We start from the raw sequence: 25,055 nt of genomic DNA on the forward strand, positions 1-25,055 counted from the left end.
GTCGAAGCCTCCGGTCCCTTCGAAGGGCTCGGGGACCTGCGGTGGGGGTGGCTGAGCTCGTCGAAGCCGCCGCGACCCCCGCGCGTCAGATCAGCCCGAGCTCCGCGAACGCGTTGTGCACCCCGTCGTCCAGCACCGACGTCGTGACCCGCCCGGCGAGCTTCTGCAACTCCGGTGCGGCGTTGCCCATCGCGACGGGGGTGCCGACGACCTCGAACATCTCGACGTCGTTCCAGCTGTCGCCGATGCCGATGGCATCCGTCGCCGACAGGCCCAGTTTCGCGAGCACCGCCGTGATCGCGGAGCCCTTGGTCACACCCGCCTGGCCGATCTCGCCGTTCGAGCCGCCCGGAAGCGGGATGGACCCCGGGATGACGTGGAAGCCGTCGCCGAGCTCGGCGGCCGCGTGCGCGACCGTGTCGATGGAGGGGCTCACGAAGACGGCCTTGGCCACCGCGTCGCGGTCGACCTCGGACACCGGACGCGGCTCCTTCCACAGGGGCTCCTCCGCGGTGAGACCCTCGGCCGCGAGCTGCGCGGCCCGCTCGGCGTGACGCTCGCGGCGGTACGCCGTCATCACCGGGCCCATGCCCTCGCTCGCGAAGACGCCGCCGTGCGTCTGCAGGAAGTAGTGGATGCCGTGGGCCTCGAAGTACCGCTCGAGCAGATCGACATCGGCTCGGGGCATCGGGCGCTCGACCAGCGTCTCGTCGCCACGCGTCGCGTACGCGCCGCCGTTGGTGATCGCGCCGTCGAATCCGATCGCGAGGACATCGGGGTGGACGTCGCCGGCGGACCGTCCGGTGCTCAGCCACACGAGGTGGCCGTTCGCGCGGGCCTGGCGGATCGCGGTCACGGTCGAGGGGGCGATCAGCGAGCCGTGCTCGAGGATCGTGCCGTCGACGTCGAGGAAGGCGATGCGGGTCATGGTGCACTCCAAGGGGAACGGCCCCGGGTCGCGAGGACCCGGGGCCGAGCCGGTCAGGGGGATCAGCGGGTCAGGGACGCGCCGTTGGATCGGATGACGTCGGCGTACCAGCCGAACGACTTCTTCCGGTAGCGCTCGAGCGTTCCGGTGCCGTCGTCGTTTCGGTCGACGTAGATGAAACCGTATCGCTTGCTGAGCTGCGCGGTGCTGGCGCTGACGATGTCGATGCAGCCCCACGAGGTGTAGCCGAGCACGTCGACGCCGTCCTCGATCGCCTCACCGACCTGCACGAGGTGGTCATTCAGGTAGGCGATGCGGTAGTCGTCGACGACCGTCTTCTCTCCGTCGATCTCGACGAGCTGGTCGCGCGCGCCCAGCCCGTTCTCGACGATGAAGAGCGGCTTCTGCCAGCGGTCCCAGAACTGGTTCAGCACCAGGCGCAGGCCCACGGGGTCGATCTGCCAGCCCCACTCGCTCGCGGGCAGCGTCGGGTTCGACACACCTCCCATGATGTTGCCCTCGCCCGCGACTTTCTTCGCCGGGTCGGCGGTCTCGGCGATCGACATGTAGTAGCTGAACGACACGAAGTCGACGGTGTTCGTCAGGTCGTCGCGGTCCTGATCGCTGATGTCGAGCGTGATGCCCTTCGCCCGCAGCGTGCGCAGGAAGTACCCGGGGTACGTGCCGCGCGCGTGGACGTCGCCGTAGACGAGGTTGCCGTGGTCGGCATCCATCACCGCGAGGGCGTCGTCGGGCGAGGGGCTCAGCGGGTACACGGGCATCGACAGCACCATGCAGCCGATCTTCGCCTCGGGAGCCACCTCGCGGGCGATCCGCGTGGCGCGGGCGGATGCCACGAGCTCGTGGTGCATCGCCTGGTACAGCTGCTCCTCGGGAACGCCGCCCTCGGGGATCGGGATGCCGCCGCTCATGAACGGCGCGTGCAGGAGCGAGTTGATCTCGTTGAAGGTCAGCCAGTACTTCACCCGCGCGCCGAAACGCTCGAAGAGCGTGCGCGCGTAGCGCTCGTAGAACCCGATGAGCTCGCGGTTGGTCCAGCCGCCGTACTGCTCCGCGAGGTGCAGCGGGGTCTCGTAGTGCGAGATCGTCACGAGCGGCTCGATGCCGTGTTTCTCGAGCTCGTCGAGCACGCGGTCGTAGAACGCCAGACCCGCTTCGTTGGGCTCGGTCTCATCGCCGTTCGGGAAGATGCGGCTCCACGCGATCGAGAAACGGTAGACCCCGAATCCCATCTCCGCGAACAGCGCGATGTCCTCCGCGTAGCGGTGGTAGTGGTCGATGCCGACGAGCTTGAGGTTGTCGGGGGTGGGCGTCTCCGATCGCGGGCCCGAGATGCCGCGAGGCATCACGTCCTGCACCGACAGGCCCTTGCCGTCTTCGTCGTACGCGCCCTCGATCTGGTTGGCGGCGGTCGCGCCGCCCCAGAGGAAGCCGTGGGGGAAGGGGGTGTTGCTCATACGGAGGTCTCCAGGGGATCAGCGGGTGGCGGACAGGGAGTCGACGGACACGGCGCGGAACAGCGTCTCGCCGTGCGAGAGGGGTCCGGATGCCACGTCCGCGACGTCGGGATACAGGTCGCCGTTCGTGACGATGACCGGGGTGATGAGGTCGTACCCGGCCGCCGCGATCGCGTCGCCGTCGAACTCGAGCAGCAGGTCGCCGGCCTTCACCTCGGTGCCGGACTGCACCTTCAGCGCGAAGTGCTGACCGCCGAGCTTGACGGTGTCGAGGCCGACGTGGATCAGCAGCTCCACGCCGTCGACCCCGCGCAGGCCGATCGCGTGACCGGTGGGGAAGGCGGCGACGACGGTGCCGTCGAAGGGGGCGTAGACCGCGCCCGACGTCGGCCGGATCGCGACGCCCTTGCCGAGCGAGCCGTCGGCGAAGGCGGCATCCGGAACCTCGCTGAGGGCGACGACGGTGCCGTCGACCGGGCTGGACACCACGGTGTCCGTCGCCGCGGTGGGAGCGGCGGGAGCGGCCGCGTCGACCGGATCCTTGAAGCCGACGATCACCGTGAGGAGGAACGGCACGATGATCGCGACCGCGAGACCGATGCCGAGCATGACCATGTTGCCGTTGCCGAGCAGGGCCGGGAGGGCCAGCCCGGAGGGCACGACGAAGGCCTTCGAGAAGACTCCGCCCATCGCGATCAGCGCGCCACCGAGCGCACCGCCGACGATCCCGAAGGCGAAGGGGCGCTTGAGCGGGAGGTTGATGCCGTAGATCGCGGGCTCGGTGATGCCGGCGAGGAAGCCCGACAGGGTGGCCGGGGCAGCGAGCGAACGCAGGTTGGCGTTGCGCGTGCGCACGAGCACGCCGGCGACCGCGGCGGCCTGGGCGAGGACCGCGGCGAACACGGGTCCGATGAGGAGCATCTGTCCGGTGGTCTGCAGCTCGAGCTGGAACAGCGGCACGAGACCCCAGTGCAGGCCGAAGATCACGAAGACCTGCCACAGACCGCCCATGATCGCGCCACCCAGCCACGGCACGGTCTGGAACACCCAGCCGATCGCCGACGCGAGGCCGCCGCCGATGAGGCTCGAGAGTGGGCCGATCGCGAGGAACACGAGCGGGACGGCGATCGCGACGACGATCATCGGCGTGAGGAAGCGCTTCACGGCCCCGGGCAGCACCTTGAGCAGGAACCGCTCGGCATAGCTCTGCAGCCACACGATCACGATGATCGGGATGACGCTCGAGACGTAGCTGACCATCGTCACCGGGATGCCGAAGAAGGTGATGTCGGGCTGCCCGTTGAGCGCCACGATGCTCGGGTAGACCAGCGCACCCGCGATCGCGAAGGAGGTGAACTCGGACGCCTTGAAGTATCGGGCGGCCGTGATGGCGAGGGCCATCGGGAGGAAGTTGATCAGCGCGTCGGAGAGGGCGTTGAGGATGACATAGGTGGAGCTCGTGGCATCCAGCCAACCGAAGGTGACGGCCGCGGCGACGAACGCCTTCAGCAGACCGGTGCCCGCGAGCGCCCAGAGGATCGGCGTGAAGATCGCCGAGATCATCTTGATGAAGCGGTTGAAGAGGTTCCCCTTGGGACCCTCGTCGCCGCCCTCGGACCCGGCGCCGCCGAGCTTCGTCTGCGCCTGGATCGCGGCGAACACGTCGGGGACGTCATTGCCGATGACGACCTGGTACTGGCCGCCCGCCTGCGCCGTGGTGATGACGCCGGGCGTGGCCCGGAGCGCGGCGGCATCCGCCTTGCTCTCGTCCTTCAGGACGAACCGGAGCCTCGTCGCGCAGTGCACGAGCGAGGTGATGTTGCTCTCCCCACCGACGCCGGTCACAACCGCCGCCGCTGTCTTCGCGTGATCCACCATCGGAATCCGCCTGCCTTTCGCCGCTCCTGTGCGGCCTTCTCGAGATGTTCGGGCGACGCCTCCGGAGTGTTTCGGGCAATAAAAAAGACCCGAATCCGTTCATTGCTCGTCAGCAATGTGGATTCAGGTCTTGCCCGCTCGCGCGGTAACAATCCAGAAAATCGTCGGCAGGTTCTGACGCCTGCGACGGCGACTATAGCACCGGTGCGTCGGGCCCGCCAGTGCCGTCGGGGCGACCCAGGCTCGTCGCCAGCCGCTCGACGTGCACCGTGAGGTAGAGCACCTCCTCGTCGGTCAGGGTCGACCCGGTCGCCGCGAGCACGTAGCCCTTCACGCTCTCGGCGATGCCGAAGGCGCGGGGGTAACGGTGCTTGGCGAACTCGAAGAACGACGAGTCGCCGCTGGTCAGCATCGCGCGGTTGACGAGCCGCTGCAGGAGGAACCGCACGTGCAGGATGAACCGCGCGTAGTCGGGACTCTCGGTGTCGAGAGCGACGCCGAGGCCCGTCTCGACGGTGCGCACCACGTGCTGCACGCGGCGGAACAAGAGTGCGGCGGTGCCGTTCGGCTCGTCGCGCGTGGCGTTGAGCAGGTGCATCGTGAGGAACACGCCCTCCTCGGGCGGAAGCTCACGATCGAGGGATGCCGCGATCGAGGCCGCCATGCGCTCCGCGGCGCGCGATTCGTCGGGGTGGAGGATCCGCAGCTCGGGCATCGAGGTCCCGGGGATGCGGATGCCCTGGTCGAGGCGTTCGACGACGTAGTTCACGTGGTCGATCACGGCGAGCGGCAGGCGGCGGCCGAGGTCGCGCCCGAGGTCGCGCTCGGCCTGGTCGACGGCGTGCAGGACCGCCTGCACCAGCGCGTAGGGAGCGTCGGTGAGGAGCTTCTGCGCGTGCGCGGTGTCGCTGCCCTGCTCGAGCACGAACGTCTTCTCGACCTTCGCCGGATCGACGTGGCCCTCGTGCTTCAGCTGGAAGCCGATGCCGCGCCCCATGAGCACGCGCTCGCGGCCGTCGGCGTCGATCGCCACGACGACGTTGTTGTTCAGCAGCTTCTGCACGCCGCCGGGCGGGAGGGAGACGTCACCGGCACCGGGCATGGGATGCAGTTTAGGGCGGTGCGAGCGGGAGGGGTGCGGGGCCTATGACTGTGCAGCGCACACTTCACACGTCGAACCACCCCAGGAGCTTGTCTCGACGCCGGCGGCGACGCTCCGACCGCTCATCGCGCTGCCGCTGCGCCACCAGCGCCTGCGTGGCACGCAGGCGCTCTGCGGATCGGTTTCGCTGGCGAACGATCTTGAGATAGCTGATCGTCGCCCAGTGATTGGTTCCCCTCCGACGCCACAGGACGGTCACGATGAGTGCCGCGGATCCGCCGACGTACACCCCCGCGTATGCCCATCGGATGTCGAAGTCGACGCGGCTGTACTGGACCAGGAGTGCGGTGGTCAGAATAACAACCGAGCCGACGGCGAGACCGATGAGGATGGTGCACAATGCAAGACACCAGGGCGTGGGCGTGCGCCGATACGCCGGACGATCGAGTCGCCACAGCCACCCTCGTGGTTGGTTCCAGACCACTCGAATCGCGCCCACTGCGGCTGCCGACACCGCCCAGAACGTCCAGAACATCACCACCGCGATAGCCGCTTCTCTCGGCTTCGGATGTGCTCCGTGATAGAGCACGACGACGAGTCCACACGTCGCCGTCATCCATGCCAGAGCCACCGGCCCCCAAGCGGCCCATCGGGCCCTCGCCAGTGACGCGCTTTTGTTGTTGACGCGAGGGCTAATCTCCTGCAGTTCTCGATCCAACCTGGCGAGAGTGACTTGGATTACGGAGATCTGGAATTCCGGCGCCACGCGTCGGAACCGACCCGCGAAGAGAGCCGCCCCGATGGTGAGCGGGCCAGCGACGAACACGACGCCCCAGAGCTGACTGCGCAGCGACGGGTCGTCCACTGCCCCGGGGAGAACAACAGCGATGAACGCGCTGAAAATCCAGAGCGCTGCTCCCACTCCTATCGACTGTGCGGCCAAAGTCAGGGCTGATCCGAGGATGGCGTCGCGACCGACCGACGAGTTCGAGAGAGCAGCAAGGGCTCCCGCGCTGGTGACGAGAAGAGGAGCAGACCAGGGGATGTGTCCGCTGCTGCTCGCGCCCCATTCCGCCACGACGTGCGGCCATTGCCCGGCCCCGTCGGGGGAGGCGAACTGCACGGCGAGCATGCACATTGAGTAGAGGCCGACGGCGCCGAAGATGAGCGGGACGAGGAGGCTGGTTCTCAGATCCGTGGCGTCGGACCTGGCGTCGTGAAGAGTTGACCTGGCCGGCCCCGAATCGTGGTGCATGAGGACATCCTTGTAGGCCCATGATGAGACGCTCCGACGCCCGCGGATCGGGGCGAGCGGGTGAATGCCTCCTGCGTGTCTATGAGGCGATCGACGAACCGGCGACGCGCGCCACCGCTCTCAGCCGCGCATCGATCGACTCGCCCATCATCGCGATCTCGCGGCCCGCGATACCGTTCGTTCGAGCTCGCTCCCGCCAGTTCTCCAGTGCGTGCATGACGGATGCCATCCGCCCGCGCGCGGAAACGGGATCGAGGTCGCACTCCTCTGCGAGGGCGATGAGCGCCTCCGCCTCGTCCGGCGCGGTATCCGCTCCCGTGATCGACGTCGAGCGGGGGCGATCCGCGTCCGGCTGCGGATTCACGTCGAACGCCGGGCTGAGCGCCCATCCACCTCTTTCCGCGAGAAATCCGTGATTGCGGAGGTGATCGTCGGTATTGCCCAGCACGACACTCGCCACGACGCGATCGAACAGCTCGCGGAGGTCGCGTCGCGGCGAGGTCGACAGGTCGCGGACGGCCAGCGCGACGTCGGCATAGTCGCGGTGGTCGCCGTCACGAGCGCCGACGGCGGTCATGGCGCTGATGTAACCGATGCGCTCACTCCCCACGCGATCGAATCGCCGCAGCAGAAGGACGCTGCGGTCGCCTACCTTCGTCAACGTGCGCTGCGGTGTGCGGATCCCCGCTGACTCGAGGAGATCCAACGCGGTCGCCTCCCACCCCATGACGTCCCATTGGTCGCTGGCGTGCGGGAACTTCGCAATGGCGAGATCGCCGTTCCCCAGCCGGACGGAGGCCTTCGGCCGGGCCCCTCCCAGGCCGGTCGTTCCTGTGTCGAGGAGCTGTTTGATGGCCTCGGCGGACTCGTCGCCTGCCGACAGGTCGTCGGCTGCGCGCAGGAGTCGGGGGAGCGACACGAGCGGGGGAACGTGAGCGTCGTCGCCGAGGAAGGCGCTCGTCCCCGATAGCCGAAAACGCAGAGCACCCTGGCGAGTGTCGTCACTGACGCCCAGCAGGAAGTCCAGATCGTCCATGCGGCGGGGCGCGCGCTGCTCCTCCCGTGCGCGAACGCGCTCGGCCTTCTCGATGAGGTTCCGCCCCCACCTGTCTGGAGCGCTGTCGGCGAACGCCCGCACCAGCCCGGGCGCGTGCTGACTGCCGGACACGAGGGGAAGACCCGGGTCGATACGCGCCCCGCCGCCAGTGAGATAGACGGTGTCGTAAACGAACGTCGTCGATACCTCGCCGCGGCTTCGTGTGATGTACGCCTGACCGACCTTTCGCGGGGTGCCGCCTTCGTCGACGAAGACGTCGAGACTCGTCATCGAGCGCGCTTCTTCGTGAGGTCGCCAGCGCGCAGACGACCGATGTCGCTCGCCAGGGGATCGGCGGCGTCCACGACCTGATCCAGGATGCCGAGTGCACGGAGGACCTGCGCGACACTGCGGAAGTTCACCCCGGCGTCGCCGGTTTCGATCTTTCGAAGCGTGTCGCGCGTGATGTCGGCACGCTCTGCCACCTGTTGGGCGGTCAGCCCGAGGATCATGCGCCATCCGCGCACGTGCGCGCCGAATTCGCGTAGTTCGTGATCGATCCGATAGCCGCTCATTGATCTCCTATGACGACGATAATATCCATAAAGCGGCTTTATGGCTATAAAAGCTGCCACAGGACACTCCGCGTTCGACGTCGTGCCTCGCTCTCCGCCGCAATGCCGAGGCTCTCCCGCGCCCAGCCGCAGCGCAGGCGCGCCCCGGTACCCTGGAAACCATGACTGATCAGCCCCCCGTGCGCTCCACCACGCCCCGGCAGGCGCGCCCCGCGGGGGCGCCGGCCGACACCGGCATCCGCGAGACCCGTCCGCGGACCGCTCCGGCGCGCCAGGTGCGTCCCGCGACCGAGGGGTGGCAGCAGGCCAAGGACGAGACCGGTCGACCGCTGCTGCAGTTCGCCAGCCCCAAGCGTGGCAAGCCGCCCGTGCACCTCGCGGACATGACCGCCGCCGAGCGCGTTGAAAAGGTGAAGGAACTGGGTCTCCCCGGGTTCCGTGCGAAGCAGCTCGAGAAGCACTACTTCACGCACTACACGTCCGACCCGGCCGAGATGACCGACCTTCCGGCATCCGGTCGCGAAGAACTCGTCGCGGGGATGCTGCCGCCGCTGCTCACCGAGGTGCGCCGTCTCGAGACCGACCGCGGTGACACGATCAAGTTCCTCTGGAAGCTGCACGACGGCGCGCTCGTGGAGTCGGTGCTCATGCGCTACCCCGGCCGCATCACGCTGTGCGTGTCGAGCCAGGCCGGCTGCGGCATGAACTGCCCGTTCTGCGCGACCGGCCAGGCCGGGCTCACCCGCAACATGTCGGCCGCCGAGATCATCGAGCAGATCGTGCGGGCGAACGCCCTCATCGCGGCCGGCGGCCTCGGGGGCAAGACCCTTCGACAGGCTCAGGGACCCGGGCAGGTGCCCGAGCGCGTGAGCAACATCGTCTTCATGGGCATGGGCGAGCCGCTCGCCAACTACGCCCGTGTCATGCAGGCCGTGCGCGTGATGGTCGACAAGGACCACGGCCTCGGCATGAGCGCCCGCGGCATCACCGTCTCGACCGTGGGGCTCGTGCCCGCGATCAAGAAGCTCGCCGACGAGGACATCCCGGTCACCTTCGCCCTCTCGCTGCACGCGCCGGACGACGGCCTGCGCGACGAGCTGATCCCGGTGAACTCCCGCTGGAAGGTCGACGAGGCCCTGGATGCCGCACGCGCCTACTTCGACAAGACCGGGCGCCGCGTATCCATCGAATACGCCCTGATCAAGGACATGAACGACCACGCCTGGCGCGCCGACCTGCTGGCCGACAAGCTCAACGCGCGCGGTCGCGGTTGGGTGCACGTGAACCCCATCCCGCTGAACCCGACCCCGGGCTCGATCTGGACGGCATCCGAGGTCCCGGTGCAGAACGAGTTCGTGCGCCGCCTCAACGACGCCGGCATCCCGACGACCCTGCGCGACACCCGCGGCAAAGAGATCGACGGCGCGTGCGGCCAGCTCGTCGCGACCGAAGAGGACGAGGTCGCCGCGGCGGCCACCCCCGTCGCCTGACGACAGCGGTCAGGACGCGGGCGTCGCCGTCACCCTCGGGCCCGCGAGCACCGAGAAGGAGAAGCCCTCCGCGCCCCGGTCGACGAGGGTCAGCTTTACGGGGTGGTTGTCGACGAGGACCGTCTTCTTCTCACCGGCGGGGTCGGTCTCCGACCCGCCCGCCGTGGCCGGGAAGTCGCCGAACCTCTGCGCCACGGCGTCGCGAACCAGCTCCGCGTCGCCTCCTCGGCTCGACGTGAACGTCCACAGTCGATCGTTCTGGGTCACGGTGAGCCCGTCGATCTGCTCGAGATCGACCCCGTCGAGCTGGGGCACTTCGGCGCGGAAGTCGGCGAGCGTGCGCGGCACGCCCCCCGCCTCGGAGCTCTCGGCGCGCGCGACGGAGGACGTCGAGTCGTCCCGAGCCCCGGACGACGCCGGGGACCCGCACGAGGTGAGGGCCAGGATGCCGAGGGCGAAAACGCTGAGCAGACCGGTGCGACGCATGCCAGCGAGGCTACCCGTCGGTCCCGAGCGGCGATACGGGTTGCGCGGGGCGGCCGGAGCGCGGCACGTGGCGCGTGAACGCCACCCGTCACGGTTCCGCCGCCTGAGGCCCGGGCCTCCATCGGTTCCGCCCGCGGGCTGACGTATCCCGGTACCCCGCGCACTCAGTGGTGGAACCCCGGACCCGTTCCCTCCATCGGCATCGGCGACTCCAGCTTGTCGAGGTAGGACACCTCGGTGCGGATGTCCTCCAGCAGGTCGTCGGCGAGGTCGAGGCTGAGCCCCGCGCGCACGACGATCCGCTGCACGGTGCGGCCGGACATGTCGTCGGGCAGCGGGTACGCCGGCACGAGCCAGCCGTGCATGCGGAGCCGGTCGGACAGGTGGTACAGGTTCCAGTTCTCGGTGTAGCCCGGGCGCATGCGCCACGCGAACACCGGCAGGTCGCTGCCGTCGCTCACCAGCTCGAACGGCCCCATCGCGCCGATCCCGTGCGACAGATGCAGCGCCACCTTCTGCAGGCCGCGCTGCACGGTGGCGTAGCCCTCGAAGCCGAGACGCAGGAAGAGGTAGAACTGCAGCAGCACCTGAGCCCCGGGCCGCGAGAAGTTCAGCGCGAAGGTGGGCATGTCGCCGCCGAGGTAGCTCACGCGGAAGACCAGGTCCTCGGGCAGCCACTTCTCCTCGCGCCAGACGACCCAGCCGACGCCCGGGTAGACGCCGCCGTACTTGTGTCCTGACGTCGAGATCGAGTGCACGCGCTCGAGGCGGAAGTCCCAGACCAGGTCCGGCCGCAGGAACGGCGCGACCATGGCGCCGGATGCCCCGTCGACGTGGATCGCGATGTCGAGGCCGGTCGCCTGCTCGATGGCATCCAGAGCCTCGGAGAGGGATGCCACGGGCTCGTACGCTCCGGTGTAGGTCACCCCGAGGATGGCGACGACGCCGATCGTGTTCTCGTCGACGTAGTCGGCGAGGTCGTGGCCGTCGAACACCGGGTGCTCGTCGGTGACGGGGACGTAGCGCGCTTCGACGTCCCAGTAGTTGCAGAACTTCTCCCAGCACACCTGCACGGCGCTGCTCATGACGAGGTTGGGCTTCTCGGTCGACTTCCCCGCCGCGCGTCGCGCGTGCTGCCAGCGGCGCTTGAGGGCGAGCCCGCCGAGCATGCACGCCTCGGACGAGCCGATCGTCGAGGTGCCCGCCGCTCCCTTGACCGACGGCGCGTGCCAGAGGTCGGCGAGCATGCGCCAGCACGTCCGTTCGATCTCGGCGGTCCGCGGGTACTCGTCCTTGTCGATCATGTTCTTGTCGTACGCGTCGGCGTAGAGGCGGTCGGCGTGCTCGTCCATCCATGTGCCGACGAACGTCGCGAGGTTCATGCGCGCGTTGCCGTCGAGCATCATCTCGTCGTGGACGATCTGGTACGCCGTCTCGGGCAGCTCGGGCGTCCGTGGGAACCGGTTTCGAGGGCGCCGCGAGGCCTCTCCCGCGCGGTCGAAAACGGGCGTCAGCGCATCGTCGGGTCGGTGCGTCATGGGGGTGTCCTCCGTCGGTGCGACGCCGACCGGCGCGCTCGCACCGAGCCTGGCAGAACACCGGTCCGGATGCCACGGCCCCGATGTCGGCGGCCGGGTCTAGCGTGGAGGCATGGTCGGTTATCGCTACCTCGGAAACAGTGGATTCAAGATCTCGGAGATCACCCTTGGAAACTGGGTGACCCACGGTTCGCAGGTCGGTGACGACGCGGCGATCAAGACCGTGCACGCCGCCCTCGACGCCGGCATCACGACGTTCGACACCGCCGACGGCTACGCCAACGGCGCCGCCGAGACGGTGCTCGGTAAGGCCCTCGAGGGGCAGCGACGCGAGTCGCTCGAGATCTTCACGAAGGTGTACTTCCCGACCGGCCCGATGGGGCCGAACGACACCGGACTGAGCCGCAAGCACATCCTGGACTCGATCAACGGGTCGCTGAAGCGCCTCGGCACCGACTACGTCGACCTCTACCAGGCGCACCGTTTCGACTACGAGACCCCGCTCGAAGAGACGTTCCAGGCCTTCGCCGACGTCGTGCGCCAGGGCAAGGCCCTCTACATCGGTGTGTCCGAGTGGACGGCCGAGCAGCTGCGCGAGGGGCACGCGCTCGCGAAGCAGCTCGGCATCCAGCTCATCTCGAACCAGCCCCAGTACTCGATGCTGTGGCGCGTGATCGAGGGCAAGGTCGTGCCCGCCAGCGAAGAGCTCGGAATCTCGCAGATCGTCTGGTCGCCCATGGCGCAGGGCGTGCTGAGCGGCAAGTACCTGCCGGGGCAGCCCGCGCCCGAGGGGTCGCGCGCGACCGATGAGAAGAGCGGTGCGAACTTCATCAAGCGGTTCCTGAACGACGACACCCTCGAGGCCGTCCAGCGGCTGAAGCCCATCGCCGACGAGGCTGGGCTCGCCATGCCGCAGCTCGCGATCGCGTGGGTGCTCCAGAACCCGAACATCGCCGCGGCGCTCGTGGGCGCCTCGCGTCCCGAGCAGCTGGCCGACACCGTGAAGGCGTCGGGTGTGACCCTGGATGCCGACACCCTCGCCGCGATCGACGAGGCCCTCGGCGACGCGGTGTTCTCCGACCCCGAGAACACCTACGACGTGTCCCCGAAGAAGCGCCTGGTCTGAGCGGTCGCGCGAGCGGGTCGGGCGTTGCACGTCCGGCCCGCTTTCGCGTCCCCGCGCGGCGCAGGTGGCTGAGCCTGTCGAAGCCCCCGGTACCCCCCCCCGCGTGGCGGCGCCGCACCGGCGAAACCGCATCGCGTTGCCCAAACCGCACGCGATTGCGAACCAACGGGTGCGGTCTCGGCGAAAGACTGCGGTCTCGCCGTTCCGAGGTCGGGTCTCGGGGTGCCGCGTGCCGGTGAGCGCTCGCGAGAGGTGATCGGTGCGCTGGGCTGCGCCTCAGGCAGCGCACAGGAGAGGGCAGGGTCGGCGTCGTACCCTCTGCGAATGTCCTTTTCCGCTCATCGGCCCGGCCGTTTCGGCTCCGACGGCCACATCGAGTTCACGACGGACGAGGAACGCGAGCATTATCTCGACGACATCCTCGCCGCGCAGAGTTCGGCGAAGCGTCCGGCGGCGCACGATCATCCGACCGAGCCGTGGGGTGCACCTCCCGGGGCCGAAGACCCGACGCTGCCGATCGACGCCACGCGCGGCGACACCGCGCCGCACGACACCACTGTGCTCGAAGACCCGTCGCCCGAAGCCCCAGCGCCCAAAGGTCCGGCACCTGAAGCCCCGGTGCCCGCGTTCCCCGCCGCCGACGAGACCCTCGTGCTCGAGCCGCACGCGGTCCCGGCTGAGCGAGTCGACCCGACCGACCCCGACGAGGACACGTCCGGGGACCGTGAGCCCGCGGCATCCGGTCCCCGCCACCCGCGGCTGCGCCGCGACGACCCGCGCCGCCCGCGCCTGTCGCTCGTCCGCCGCATGGCCGTGCTCGGCGGCGCCGACAACGACGTGCTCAACGAGGTGCCCGAAGAGGTGCCCCGCTTCGTCCAGATGTTCCTCGTGCTCGCGGGCACCGCGCTGGTGTCGTCGCTCTCGATGATGTTCGCGCTGCTCACGGGCGTGCGCGTGAGCCTGTTCCTCGCGATCCCGCTGGCTCTGGTGTGGGGCCTCATCATCTTCAACCTCGACCGCTTCCTCACCTCGACGATGCGCTCGACCAAGAACTTCTTCCGGCTCCTCGGTCTCGCCATGCCGCGCGTGATCATGGCCGCGCTCATCGGCATCGTCGTGGCCGAGCCCCTGGTCTTGCAGGTGTTCCAGAACGACATCGCCCGCGAGGTGAACTCGACGAACGTCACGCAGGCCCTGAGCGATCAGGATGCCGTCACCAACGGCCCCGAGAAGCAGGCCCTCGACGCCGCGTCGGCCCAGGTCTCGGCGCTCGAGAACCAGGCGGCGACGGGCATCGTCGCGGGAACCTCCTCGACCTCGGCCGAATCGGCCGCCGCCCAGCAGACCGTGGACCAGCTGACGCAGCAGCTCGCGGCCCAGCAGTCCGTCATCGACCAGGCGCGCGCGGTGTACCAGTGCGAGCTGACCGGGCAGGGCGCGGGAACCGTCCCGGGCTGCACCGGAGTCGCCGGCAATGGCGCGAGCTCCGACGCCGCGAAGGCGCAGCTCGCCCAGGCCCAGTCGTCGTACGACGCTCTGTCGACGCAGCTGCAGCAGGCCCAGACCGCGCTCGCGACCGCGAACGCGGCGGGCACCGAGGCCGCGGCATCCTCCGCCGACCAGAACAAGAAGCAGGCCGAGGATCAGCTCCCCGCCGCCCGGACCCAGTACGAGACCGCGCTCGCCGCGTACAACCAGCGCGCGGCATCCGTCGCCGACGGCAACGCGGGAGCGGTCGGTCTGCTCAGTCAGATCACGGCGCTCGAGCGACTGTCGGATCGCGAGCCGGTCCTGCGCTGGGCGCACTACCTGATCGCGGCCCTGTTCTTCATGATCGAGCTCCTCCCGGTCCTCGTGAAGGTGCTCACCGGGTTCGGCGGCCCGTCGCTGTACGAGAAGGCCGAGAAGATGCGCGGGCAGATCGCCCTCGACCGCGTGACCGCGCGGACGTACCGCAAGCGCGCCGACGTGATCGTCGACGAAGCCGCGCGCGTTCCCGTGGCGACCGCCTGATGGTCGCCTGGAGCGCGGGGCTGCTGCTCTATCGTCTGACCCCCGAGCCCGAGGTGCTCATCGCTCACATGGGCGGGCCGTTCTGGGCGAAGAAGGACGCCGGTGCCTGGTCGATCCCGAAGGGCGAGTACGACCCCGAGACGGAGGGGGCTCTGGATGCCGCCCGCCGCGAGTTCCACGAGGAACTCGGTGTCGAGGCGCCCGATGTCGCCTGGGCCGAGCTCGGCACGTTCCCGTCCTCGAGCGGCAAGAAGGTGGTCGTGTTCGCGGGCGACGGCGCCGGGTTCTCGGCATCCGGATTCACGTTCGGCGAGTTCGAGATGGAGTGGCCGCCCCGTTCCGGCAAGCGGGCGTCGTTCCCCGAGGTCGACCGTGCCGAGTGGATGGGCCTGGATGCCGCCCGCGAAGCCCTCGTGAAGGGCCAGCGCCCCGCGCTCGACGCCCTCGCCTCCGCGCTCGAGGCCCTACCCGGCTGACGCGGCCGTCCGCGCCCGTTCCCCGCCGCCCGTGCCCCGCGCCCCGATACGCCGAGTGTCCAAAACACCCGGACGTCTCGCGGAATCGTCCGGGTGTCTTGGACACTCAAGGGGCGGGCGGCGGTCGCGGCGGCCGCGCCTCAGCTCACGGGCGCAGCAGCACCTTGCCGACGCGGGGCGAGTCGCTCGCCGTCACGGCGTCGACGATGTCGTCGAGGCCGAAGGTCGCGGCGACCGGGAGGGTCAGGGTGCCGTCGGCGAGGTAGCGCGACAGCTCTCCGAACAGGGCGCCGCGGGTGTCGGCATCCATCGTCTTGCTGACGACGCTGCCCCAGAAGCCCTTCACGGTGGCCTGGCGGAAGATGAGGTCGCCGGCGCCGAGCTCGAGCTTGCCCGCGCCCATCGAGCCGAAGATCACGAGGGTGCCGTTCTCGCTCAGCAGCGACAGCACCTGACCGGCCGCGGGACCACCGACGGAGTCGACGCCCGCGACGACGGTGCCGTCACCGATGAGGGCGAGGGCCTTGTCGCGCCAGTCGTCGGCGTCGGTCGACACGACGTTGTCGATGCCCTGCGCGGCGAGTTCCTCGACGGCGCTCTGGCGACGGACGAGACCGAGGACGTGGATGCCACGGGCCTTGGCGATCTGCGCGACCATACGGCCGACCGCGCCGTTGGCGGTGTTCTGCACGATCCAGTCGCCGGCCTTCAGGTCGAGCGAGTGCAGCAGGCTGATGGCGCTGAACGGCATGGACACCAGCTGCGCGGCCATCTCGTCGGGGAGACCGTCGACGACGGGGATGAGGCCGGCGGCCTTCGTGACGACCTGCTCGGCCCACACGCCGAACGTGCCGCCCGTGGCGACGCGCTGGCCGACCGTCAGGCCCTCGACGCCCTCGCCGAGCTCTTCGATGACGCCGACCGCTTCGGTGCCGGCGCGGGCGGGCAGTTCGGGCTTGAAGCCGTAGGTGCCGCGGATCGTCCACAGGTCGTGGTTGTGGATGGGCGACATCAGCACGCGCAGGCGCACCTCGCCGGGGCCGGGGGTCGGGTTCTCGACCTCTTCGACGCCGAGGACGTCGGCCGGTTCGCCGAACTCGTGGTGGATGACTGCGCGCATGGATTCCTCCTGTGGTTATTTTGTAACGACTGGTCTAATATAGACCCTGGCCCTGCGAACGCAACCGTGAGGACCCTGAGCGTGTCGAGGGGTCCGCGGCGGCTTCGACAGGCTCAGCCACCATCGCGGGGCAGCGGCCTCGCGGCGCAGGAGCCTGAGCTTGTCGAAGGGTCCGGGAGCCGACGGGGCTGGTGGCTTCGACAAGCTCAGCCACCTCGGGGAGAAAAGGGAAACGCATGGGCAGGACGCCGAGCTTCGAGCGCGCCGCCGTCGTCGACGCCGCGCGCGACGTGTTCTGGCAGCGGGGTTACGCCGAGACGGGCATCGCCGAGCTCGAGGACGCCACGGGACTCACCCGCTCGAGCATCTATAACGCCTTCGGCAGCAAGCGCGGACTCTTCGACGCGGTCCTCGCGGCCTACCTCGACGACGTCGTGCGCACGCGCCTGCGCCCGCTGGGCGGGGGAGACCCCGGCGCACTCGAGGCGTACGTCGCCGAGATGATCGACGGGATCGCCGCCGACACCCCGCGGGCGCGGCTCGGCTGCCTCCTGCTGAACGCCGGCTCGTCGCCGCTCGCGACCGACGACGCCGAGGTCCGCACCCTGGTCTCGGACTACGCGGCCGAGATGCGCACGGCGATCCGCGCGGCGGTCTCCGATCGTCGCCCCGACCTGGGTCCGGATGCCGTCGACGCCCTCGCCGCGGTCTGCGCCTCGCTCGTCGTGGCGGGACTCACTCTCGCCCGCGCCGATCGCGACGCGGCGCTCGCGACCCTGGCATCCATCCCCACGACCCTGGAGTCGTGGGGCCGGGGCTGACCGCTCTCGCCGGGACCCGCGGCTCAGGCCAGCTTCACCGCGGTGCCGTAGGCCACGACCTCTTGGAAGTTCTGCGCCACCTCGCTCGTGTCGAAGCGCATCGCGATCACCGCGTCGGCGCCGAGGGCCTGTGCTTGTTCGATGAGGCGCTGCTTGGCCTCGTCGCGGCTCTCCTGGAGCTGCTTCGTGAGGCCCTGCAGTTCACCGCCGAAGATCGACTTGAGGCCGGCGCCGAACTGCACGCCGAGGTTGCGCGCGCGGACGGTCAGGCCGGTCACCTCCCCGAAGACTTCGGTGATCTGGCGGCCGGGGACATCGTTCATCGTCGTGACGAGCATGCGCTCAGTGTGGCAGCGGGTGAGCCCGGAGGCGAGAGGAAAAAGCCTCGGGTTTCGTGTGCGCCCGGTGTGTGTCCGGTGTCCTGCGTCTGTCGTCCTCCGGATGCCGCTGACCAGGCGATTCTGCCTACGCTGGGGTCATGACGATCACGCACCATGTTCGTGTCCACCGCAGCGAGGAGAATCTGGCTCGGGAGGGGCAGCTCGCGTGGTCTCTCGCGCGGGTGGCGGTGGACCCGGTTCCGGTGGATGCGGATGTGGTGGACATGATCATCAACCGGGTGATCGATAACGCGGCGGTGGCGGCGGCGTCGCTCAGTAGGGGGCCGGTGAGCGCGGCGCGGCAGCAGGCGTTGGATCACGCGGTGTCGATCGGGGGGTCGGGGGCGACCGTGTTCGGGTGCGCGTTGGAGCGACGGTCGAGCCCGGAGTGGGCGGCGTGGGCGAATGGGGTCGCGGTGCGCGAGCTGGACTACCACGACACGTTCCTCGCCGCGGAGTACTCCCACCCCGGCGATAACATCCCCCCGGTCCTGGCCGTGGCCCAGCACACCGGTCGCGACGGTGCCGCCGTGGTCCGCGCCCTCGCCACCGCGTACGAGATCCAGATCGATCTGGTTCGTGCGATCAGTTTGCATAAGCACAAGATCGATCACGTCGCCCACCTCGGCCCCGCCGCCGCCGCCGGCATCGGCACCCTCCTCGGTTTGGACCAGGCGACGATCTATCAGGCGATCGGGCAGGCACTTCACACCACCACCGCGACCCGCCAGTCCCGCAAGGGCGAGATCTCCACGTGGAAGGCGCATGCTCCGGCGTTCGCGGGGAAGATGGCGATCGAAGCCGTCGACCGGGCCATGCGCGGGGAAACGTCCCCGTCCCCGATCTATGAGGGGGAGGACGGGGTGATCGCGTGGCTGCTGGACGGCCCCGACGCGTCCTACGACGTCCCCCTGCCCGGTGACGGGGAACCCAAGCGCGGGATCATCGACTCGTACACGAAGGAGCATTCGGCGGAGTACCAGGCGCAGGCGTGGATCGACCTCGCCCGCCGCCTCGGCACCCACCGCCCCGAGCTGCGGGACCCGGCGAACATCGCCTCGATCGTCCTGCACACCAGCCACCACACGCACTACGTGATCGGCTCCGGCGCGAACGACCCGCAGAAATACGACCCCACCGCCTCCCGGGAGACGCTGGATCACTCCATCCCGTACATCTTCGCCGTCGCCCTGCAGGACGGCGCCTGGCACCACGTCCACTCCTATGCTCCCGCCCGCGCGAACCGCCCGGACACGGTGGAGCTCTGGCACAAGATCACCACCGCCGAAGACGCGGAATGGACCCGCCGGTACCACTCCGAGGACCCGAACGAGAAAGCCTTCGGCGGGCGGGTGGAGATCACCCTCACCGACGGCACCACCGTCACCGACGGCACCACCGTCACCGACGAGATCGCCGTCGCCGACGCCCACCCCCTCGGCGCCCGCCCCTTCGCCCGCGACGACTACCTCCGCAAGTTCCGCACCCTCGCCGAACCCGTCCTCCTGCCCGAGGAGATCGACCGGTTCCTCAACCTCGCCCAACGCCTCCCCGAACTCACCCCCGCCGAGGTCACGCAGCTCACCATCGTCGCCAAACCCGGCATCCTGGCATCCGCCCCCGCCCCGAAAGGACTCTTCTGATGTCTGAGCCGCGGATCGTCCTCGTTGCGGGAGCCCGCACGCCGATCGGGTCGTTCGGCGGGTCGCTGTCGAGCGTCGACGCCTACGAACTCGGCGCCGTCGCCGTCACGGAGGCTCTTCGACGAGCGGGTGTGGAGAAGGATGCCGTCGACGAGGTCGTCATGGGCTGCATCGCGCAGAACGGCCCCGACGCCTACAACGCCCGGCGGGTGGCCCTCGCCGCGGGGCTCCCCACGCGCGTCCCCGCGTTCACGGTGAATCGCCTCTGCGGCTCGGGTCTGCAGGCGATCTGGTCCGCCGCGCAGGAGCTCCGCTGGGGAGGCATCGACATCGCCGTGGCCGGCGGCGACGAGAGCATGTCGCGCACGCCGTTCCTGGAGTACGGTGCCCGCGGCAACGCGCGGCTCGGCGACCGGACGCTCCTCGACGGCACCCTCGCGATCCTCACCGACCCCTTCAGCGGCCGGCACATGGGCACGACGGCCGAGGTCGTGGCATCCCGGTACGGAGTCTCGCGCGCGGAGCAGGACGCCTTCGCCGTCGAGAGCCAGCGGCGAGCGGCCCTGGATGCCAGCCGCGCGGCCTTCGCGGAAGAGATCGTGCCCGTGACCACCGGGGGGAAGCGGCCGGTCGAGGTCTCGGTCGACGAGCATCCGCGGCCGGGAACCACCCTGGAGGCCCTCGCGGGCCTCCGCCCAGCCTTCGAGAAGGACGGGTCGGTGACGGCGGGCAACTCGTCGGGCATCAACGACGGCGCCGCCGCGACCGTACTCATGCGCGAGAACGACGTGCGCGACCGCGGGCTTTCGGGCCTCGCGACGCTCGAGGCCGTGACGACGGCCGGCGTCGACCCCGAGATCATGGGATACGCCCCGGTGCTCGCTCTGCAGCGCCTGTGGGACCAGACGGGACTGACCCCCGCCGACGTCGATGTGATCGAGCTGAACGAGGCCTTCGCGTCTCAGGCCGTCGCGGTGATCCGCGATGCGGCCCTCGATCCGGCAAAGGTGAACCCGTACGGGGGCGCGATCGCCCTGGGCCACCCGGTCGGGGCGACGGGCGCGATCCTGACTGTTCGCGCGGCCCTCGACCTGCAGCGCCGCGACCTCGAGTACGCGGTCGTCACGATGTGCATCGGCGGCGGCCAGGCGCTGGCGGCGTTGCTGCGGCGGTACTGACAGCCCCGTCCGGAGGTGCCGTCCCGCGGAGTCCGTGGCCGAAACGCCGCGCCGGACCGGGATCCCGCGGCACGTGAGGCGTGATCTCCGCGAGACGGTCGGCCGGTGGCATCCGCTGCTCCGAGCGGGATACTGGGCGGATGAGTGTTCATCTTCTCGGTGGCGGGCGCGACGTCGCGCGCTGCGGTGGCCTGCTGGAGCCCTTCGTCGCGGAAGCGCGGGAGCGGGCGGGGGATCGCGACCCGGTGATCGCCGTGCTGCTCGTGCTCGAGGCCGATGACGACAGCTCGGTCGCGCGTTTCCGCAGCGTCCTCGAGGCCGCGGGCGCGGAGAGCATCCGGGTGGAAGCGATCGTCGAGGGAGAGAGCTTCACGAATGCCGCGATCGAGGCCGACGGCGTCTTCGTCGGCGGCGGCCTGACCCCGGCGTACCACGATGCGTTCCGCGTGATCCGGGAGGAGCTGCGCGAACGGGTGGGCCAGGGGATGCCGTACGCCGGCTTCTCGGCGGGAGCGGCGATCGCGGCCGAGCGTGCGCTCGTCGGGGGATGGCTGCGCGGCGGCGTCGAGGTGTGCGGGGAGGACGCGGCCGAGGAGCTCGGCGAGCTCGAGGTGCGACCGGGCCTGGGACTCCTCGGCTTCGCCGTCGACGTCCACGCCGCCCAGTGGGGCACCCTCTCGCGTCTCGTGGCCGCGGTCGACGCGGGCCTCGTCACCGATGGCGTGGCGATCGACGAGAACACGGCCCTGGTGGTCTCGGCGCAGGCGGCCCCGGCCGTGCGCGGCAGCGGGCAGGTCTGGCGCGTCGAGTCCGCGGCATCCGGAGTGCTGGTTCAGTTGCTCCGCGCCTGACGGCCCCGACGAAACAGAAACGGCCCCCACCCGCGAAGGTGAGGGCCGTTCCGGTTCGATGGGTCAGACCGCGCGACGCCGGCGCAGAGCGAAGGCCAGGCCGCCCGCGACCACGAGGAACCCGCCCGCGAGCGCCAAGCCCCACGGCGCCTCGGTGCCGGTGTTCGCGAGGCCCTGGCCGGGACGCTGGCCCGGCTGCTCGGCATCCGGTCCCGGCGTGCCGGGCTGCTCGCCGGGGTTCTCTCCCGGTGCCTCGCCCGACGCCACCACCGCGCGACCGAGCGGAGCCGGGTCGACCACGGGGGTCGCCTCGAAGTACGCGAGCGTGGCGTCGAGGTCGATCTGTCCGGTGTCGGTGCGGTCGGTGCCCGCTGCGAAGGTCGGGAAGCCGTCGCCGCCGTTCGCGAGGAACGAGTTCGTCACGACCGTGAAGGTGTCGCCGTCGGCGATCGTCTTCCCCTGGTACGCCATCGACACGACCGAACCCACGCGGGGGTTGGCGGCGTCCTGCTCGTACTCGTACGAGAAGCCCTCCGACACGCCGAGGTGCAGCTTCGGGCGGTCGCCCTCGGCTTTCCACTGCTCGTTCAGGATGCCGCGCAGCTGCTCGCCCGTCAGCGTCACCGTCACGAGGGTGTTGGCGAACGGCTGCACGAGCGCGGCCTCCTTGTAGGTGACCACCCCGTCGTCGCCCTTGAGCAGGTCGGCGCGGAGTCCGCCCGGGTTCATCAGCGCGATCTGCGCCTTCGTGCCGGCGTAGGCGGGGTTCGCGGACGTCGCCCAGAGGTACACGTCGGCCACCCCGTTGCCCATCGACGACTCGACGCCGCGGTCGGCGCCCGACGGGGTGCCGCCGCGCAGGATGTCGCCGCTGATCCGGCCGACGGGCTTCGCGCCGATGACGTCGGCCTGCGCGACGTACTCCGCGACCTTCGCCTCGATCGCGGCATCCGGAGCGAAGGCCCCCGCGAGCGGGAACGTCGTCCCGGAGAGGGATGCCAGCGAGTCGGTGCGCGTGTCCCACGTGAGCGAGAGCCGGCCCATGGCCTTGCCGTACTCGTACGCCTGGATGACCGGGCGGGTGCGGTCGGTGCCCGCCACGGGCAGGTCGCACGCGTACGTCTGGTGCGTGTGCGCCGAGACGATCGCGTCGATCTCGGGCGAGGCGTTGACCGCGAGCTTGCCGAAGCCGGCCTGGTCGGCGGCGATCGCGGCGCAGTCGTCCGAGACCGCGGCACCCGAGTGGGTGAGCAGCACGATGACGTCGGCGAGGTCGCCTCTCGTGATCTCGTCGGCGACGCGGTTCGCGGCCTCGAGCTGGTCGCCGAACTCCAGGTCGGCGATGCCGGCCGGGTCGACCATGGTCGCGGTGTCGGGAGTCACGGTGCCGATGAAGGCCACGCGCACGCCGTCGACGTCCTTGACCGCGTACTCGTCGAGTGCGGGCTCCTTCGTGCCCTTCTTGTAGACGTTCGCGCCGAGGCCGTACTCGCCGCCGCCGTACTCGGGGAGCACCCGGTCGGTGAGGTCGGCGAAGCCGCGATCGAACTCGTGGTTGCCCACGGCCGAGACGTCGAGGCCCGAGGCCTTCAGAGTGTCGATGGTCGGCGAGTCTTCCTGGATGAGCGACGTGAAGGTCGACGCGCCGATGTTGTCACCGGCCGAGACGAACAGCGTGTTCGGGTTCGCGGCCTCGGTGGCCTTGACCGCACCCGCGATGACGGCCGCGCCGGCCTCGCCCTGGGAACCCGCTTCGAGGCGGCCGTGGAAGTCGTTGACCGTGAGGATGTCGATGTTCTTGAGGTTCGGGTTCGAGACCTCGAACAGGGTCGTCGTGCCCGACACCTCGTTGCCGACGGCGACCAGCGGTCGGCCCGTGGGCGACGCATCGGCGGCGATGAAGTCCACGCCCTCGGGCCCGAGGTCGCCGGCGCGCGAGAGCAGCTCGCGGTCGACGGTCTCGTCGCCGGTGAGCTGGTCCTCCACCGAGACCGAGAAGTCGCGGTTGTTCACATACCCGGCGTAGGTCGCCGCGGCCGGGTCGGTGATGTCGTAGGTCATCACGCCGCCGACGCGCTCGAGACCGACGAACGCGTAGGTGCGTCCGTCGACCTCGCCGATCGCGAGGTTCTCGGGCTCGGGGCCCTTGTCGTCGCTGCGGCCCTCGAGGTTCGAGGCCGAGTGGTTCGAGTTGAAGAAGTCGGGGTTCGCGTCGTGGGTGATGCGCTCGACGTCCGAGCCCGAGTCGAAGACCTGCTCGCCCGCGGTGTTCCACACCGAGAAGCCGCGACCGCCGAACGTGTAGAGCTCGGAGTAGCAGGTGCCGTCGGCGTTCAGGCCCATGTCGGTCGCGACGTTGAGGCGGCCGAGGTCGGCGTCGTCGAGCGAGCCGGCCAGCGGGCTGTCGGCGCAGACCGGGGCGAGGCCGTCCTCACCGAGGTCCTTCACACGGGCGGTGTCAGTGAAGTCGCCCCACTCGCGGCCGTCGCCCTCGTTGGCGGTGACGAGGAAGGTCTCGCCGTTCGCCTCATAGGCCTGGATGCCGTCGGGCATGTACATGCCGAACAGGCCGGGGTAGCTCTTCTGGGTATAGGTCGGAGCGTCCTCGGGGTCGCGGTCGCTCGCGTCGAGCGTCTCGACGCCGTAGTCCTTGAATCCGAGGGGACGGATGCCGGTGACCTCCGCCGACGCCAGGTCGACGACCGCGATGGCGTTCGCCTCCTGCAGGGCGACGTACGCGGTACCCCCGGCGATCGCGACGTACTCCGGCTCGAGGTTGCGGCTCACGCGGTTCGCGGCGAGGGGGGTGTCGCCCTGGTCGGGGGCGGCGACGTCGGGACCGAAGACGCGGACGGCGGGGTCGAGGGTCTGAGACCCGCCCTGCTCGAAGCCTCCGAAGCCGGCGGTGCGCACGGCATCCTGGGTCGGCGCCGCCTTCTCGGCGGGAAGGGCGACGACGCCGATCGAGCCCTCGGGGTCGGTGGAGAAGTCGTCGGCGGGCTCGCCCTCGTTCGCGACCACGGCGACGGTGCCGTCGGCCGAGATCGTGACCATGTCGGGGAGGGCGCCGACGGTGACCTCGCCGAGCACGGTCGGCTCGGCGGCATCCGCGTCGAAGAAGACGAGACGGCCCGGTGCGGTCTTGTTGGCGGCTTCGAGGGCGATCACGCCGAGGCCGTCGGCGCGGACAGCGAGGGAGTTCGCCACGCCGGTGCCCGCGATCGAGTAGAGCTTGGTGGGCGTGGCGGGTGCGCTCATGTCGAGCACGTCCACGGCCCCGGCCTGCGCGTTCACGACGAACAGGCGGTTCTTGTACGCGTGCACGATCTCGGCGGCCGACTGGTCGAAAACGCCGGTTTCGTACGTGCCGATCGGGCGCAGGCTCATCGCGCTGTCGGCGGGGGTGTCGCGCACCGGATCGACGACGATCGCGGCGGATGCCGCGGTGACGCTCGAGAGAGCGAGCGCGCAGACGGCCGCGGTCGTCGCGGCCAGCGCGACGGTACGGCGAAGGAAGGGCGAAGGCATGGCTGTGTCCTCGGGGGCAGGGGGCGGCGTGCGGCGGGGGCGGCACGGGCGCGCCGCGGGGGCGGCGAACGCGCCGAGTCTGCCCGCGGACGGTGACGTGGCGGTGAACGAGGGCAGAACGTCGCTCTCGCCGTCCGGCGGCGCGCGGCCGCG

General features: G+C 70.0%; 20 protein-coding genes. 8 read left to right on the forward strand and 12 right to left on the reverse strand.

The window, feature by feature from the left end; all coding sequences use genetic code 11:
- Nucleotides 1-85: 85 nt before the first annotated feature.
- The 7 genes from MTES_RS09330 to MTES_RS09360 form a co-directional block, all read right to left on the reverse strand.
- Nucleotides 86-928, reverse strand: coding sequence for a Cof-type HAD-IIB family hydrolase (locus tag MTES_RS09330; protein ID WP_013585002.1), 843 nt, complete (start codon nt 926-928; stop codon nt 86-88).
- A 62-nt stretch (nt 929-990) separates the two neighbouring features.
- Nucleotides 991-2,406 (reverse strand): glycoside hydrolase family 1 protein, encoded by a 1,416-nt coding sequence (locus tag MTES_RS09335; RefSeq protein WP_013585003.1) that lies wholly within the window; start codon nt 2,404-2,406, stop codon nt 991-993.
- Between the two features lie 18 nt (nt 2,407-2,424).
- Nucleotides 2,425-4,284, reverse strand: coding sequence for a beta-glucoside-specific PTS transporter subunit IIABC (locus tag MTES_RS09340; RefSeq protein WP_013585004.1), 1,860 nt, complete (start codon nt 4,282-4,284; stop codon nt 2,425-2,427).
- A gap of 193 nt (nt 4,285-4,477) precedes the next feature.
- Complete coding sequence (locus MTES_RS09345) at nt 4,478-5,386, reverse strand: PRD domain-containing protein (RefSeq protein ID WP_013585005.1); 909 nt, start codon at nt 5,384-5,386, stop codon at nt 4,478-4,480.
- Nucleotides 5,387-5,450: 64 nt separating this feature from the next.
- Nucleotides 5,451-6,641, reverse strand: a complete 1,191-nt coding sequence (locus tag MTES_RS09350; RefSeq protein WP_013585006.1) for a hypothetical protein — start codon at nt 6,639-6,641, stop codon at nt 5,451-5,453.
- Nucleotides 6,642-6,720: 79 nt separating this feature from the next.
- Entirely contained in the window at nt 6,721-7,968 is a 1,248-nt protein-coding gene (locus tag MTES_RS09355) for a type II toxin-antitoxin system HipA family toxin (protein WP_013585007.1), read from the reverse strand.
- Nucleotides 7,965-8,252 (reverse strand): helix-turn-helix domain-containing protein, encoded by a 288-nt coding sequence (locus MTES_RS09360; protein WP_013585008.1) that lies wholly within the window; start codon nt 8,250-8,252, stop codon nt 7,965-7,967. Before MTES_RS09360 ends, MTES_RS09355 begins: the two co-directional genes overlap by 4 nt.
- Before the next feature lie 161 nt (nt 8,253-8,413).
- Between MTES_RS09360 and rlmN the strand changes: the two genes are divergently transcribed.
- A complete protein-coding gene (gene rlmN / locus MTES_RS09365) occupies nt 8,414-9,742 on the forward strand; it encodes a 23S rRNA (adenine(2503)-C(2))-methyltransferase RlmN (protein WP_013585009.1) in 1,329 nt (442 codons plus the stop codon).
- A 9-nt stretch (nt 9,743-9,751) separates the two neighbouring features.
- Here the strand turns inward: rlmN and MTES_RS09370 are convergent, their stop codons facing one another.
- The gene (locus MTES_RS09370; RefSeq protein ID WP_013585010.1) at nt 9,752-10,228 is read right to left on the reverse strand and encodes a hypothetical protein; all 477 of its coding nucleotides are present in this window, start codon (nt 10,226-10,228) and stop codon (nt 9,752-9,754) included.
- Nucleotides 10,229-10,392: 164 nt separating this feature from the next.
- Nucleotides 10,393-11,766, reverse strand: a complete 1,374-nt coding sequence (locus tag MTES_RS09375) for a glutamate decarboxylase (protein ID WP_013585011.1) — start codon at nt 11,764-11,766, stop codon at nt 10,393-10,395.
- Between the two features lie 112 nt (nt 11,767-11,878).
- Between MTES_RS09375 and MTES_RS09380 the strand changes: the two genes are divergently transcribed.
- The 3 genes from MTES_RS09380 to MTES_RS09390 all read left to right on the forward strand — a co-directional run bounded on the left by MTES_RS09380 (nt 11,879) and on the right by MTES_RS09390 (nt 15,381).
- Nucleotides 11,879-12,892 carry an aldo/keto reductase family protein gene (locus MTES_RS09380; RefSeq protein ID WP_013585012.1) on the forward strand — a complete coding sequence of 338 codons (1,014 nt, stop codon included), beginning with the start codon at nt 11,879-11,881 and terminating at the stop codon, nt 12,890-12,892.
- A 324-nt stretch (nt 12,893-13,216) separates the two neighbouring features.
- Entirely contained in the window at nt 13,217-14,905 is a 1,689-nt protein-coding gene (locus MTES_RS09385; protein ID WP_013585013.1) for a DUF4407 domain-containing protein, read from the forward strand.
- Entirely contained in the window at nt 14,905-15,381 is a 477-nt protein-coding gene (locus MTES_RS09390) for an NUDIX domain-containing protein (protein ID WP_013585014.1), read from the forward strand. The genes MTES_RS09385 and MTES_RS09390 overlap by 1 nt, the downstream gene beginning before the upstream one ends.
- Before the next feature lie 145 nt (nt 15,382-15,526).
- Here MTES_RS09390 and MTES_RS09395 read toward each other — a convergent pair whose 3' ends face one another.
- Nucleotides 15,527-16,501 carry a zinc-binding dehydrogenase gene (locus tag MTES_RS09395; RefSeq protein WP_013585015.1) on the reverse strand — a complete coding sequence of 325 codons (975 nt, stop codon included), beginning with the start codon at nt 16,499-16,501 and terminating at the stop codon, nt 15,527-15,529.
- A gap of 236 nt (nt 16,502-16,737) precedes the next feature.
- Here MTES_RS09395 and MTES_RS09400 point away from each other — a divergent pair, with 236 nt between their 5' ends.
- Nucleotides 16,738-17,322: a TetR/AcrR family transcriptional regulator gene (locus tag MTES_RS09400; protein WP_013585016.1), complete on the forward strand. Its 585-nt coding sequence runs from the start codon at nt 16,738-16,740 to the stop codon at nt 17,320-17,322.
- A gap of 23 nt (nt 17,323-17,345) precedes the next feature.
- Here the strand turns inward: MTES_RS09400 and MTES_RS09405 are convergent, their stop codons facing one another.
- Entirely contained in the window at nt 17,346-17,660 is a 315-nt protein-coding gene (locus MTES_RS09405) for a YbjQ family protein (RefSeq protein WP_013585017.1), read from the reverse strand.
- 140 nt (nt 17,661-17,800) lie between these two features.
- On the opposite strand from MTES_RS09405, the gene MTES_RS09410 reads away from it, so the two are divergent.
- The 3 genes from MTES_RS09410 to MTES_RS09420 all read left to right on the forward strand — a co-directional run bounded on the left by MTES_RS09410 (nt 17,801) and on the right by MTES_RS09420 (nt 21,374).
- Nucleotides 17,801-19,345: an MmgE/PrpD family protein gene (locus MTES_RS09410; RefSeq protein WP_013585018.1), complete on the forward strand. Its 1,545-nt coding sequence runs from the start codon at nt 17,801-17,803 to the stop codon at nt 19,343-19,345.
- On the forward strand, nt 19,345-20,523 hold the full coding sequence (locus MTES_RS09415; RefSeq protein ID WP_013585019.1) for a thiolase family protein: 1,179 nt from the start codon (nt 19,345-19,347) through the stop codon (nt 20,521-20,523). The genes MTES_RS09410 and MTES_RS09415 overlap by 1 nt, the downstream gene beginning before the upstream one ends.
- A 140-nt stretch (nt 20,524-20,663) precedes the next feature.
- A complete protein-coding gene (locus MTES_RS09420; protein ID WP_013585020.1) occupies nt 20,664-21,374 on the forward strand; it encodes a Type 1 glutamine amidotransferase-like domain-containing protein in 711 nt (236 codons plus the stop codon).
- A 63-nt stretch (nt 21,375-21,437) separates the two neighbouring features.
- On the opposite strand, the gene MTES_RS18855 is transcribed toward MTES_RS09420, so the two are convergent.
- Entirely contained in the window at nt 21,438-24,902 is a 3,465-nt protein-coding gene (locus MTES_RS18855) for a choice-of-anchor I family protein (protein WP_013585021.1), read from the reverse strand.
- Nucleotides 24,903-25,055: the final 153 nt, after the last annotated feature.

Source organism: Microbacterium testaceum StLB037, from assembly GCF_000202635.1.
In the GTDB taxonomy this organism is placed as follows: Bacteria; Actinomycetota; Actinomycetes; order Actinomycetales; family Microbacteriaceae; genus Microbacterium; species Microbacterium testaceum_F.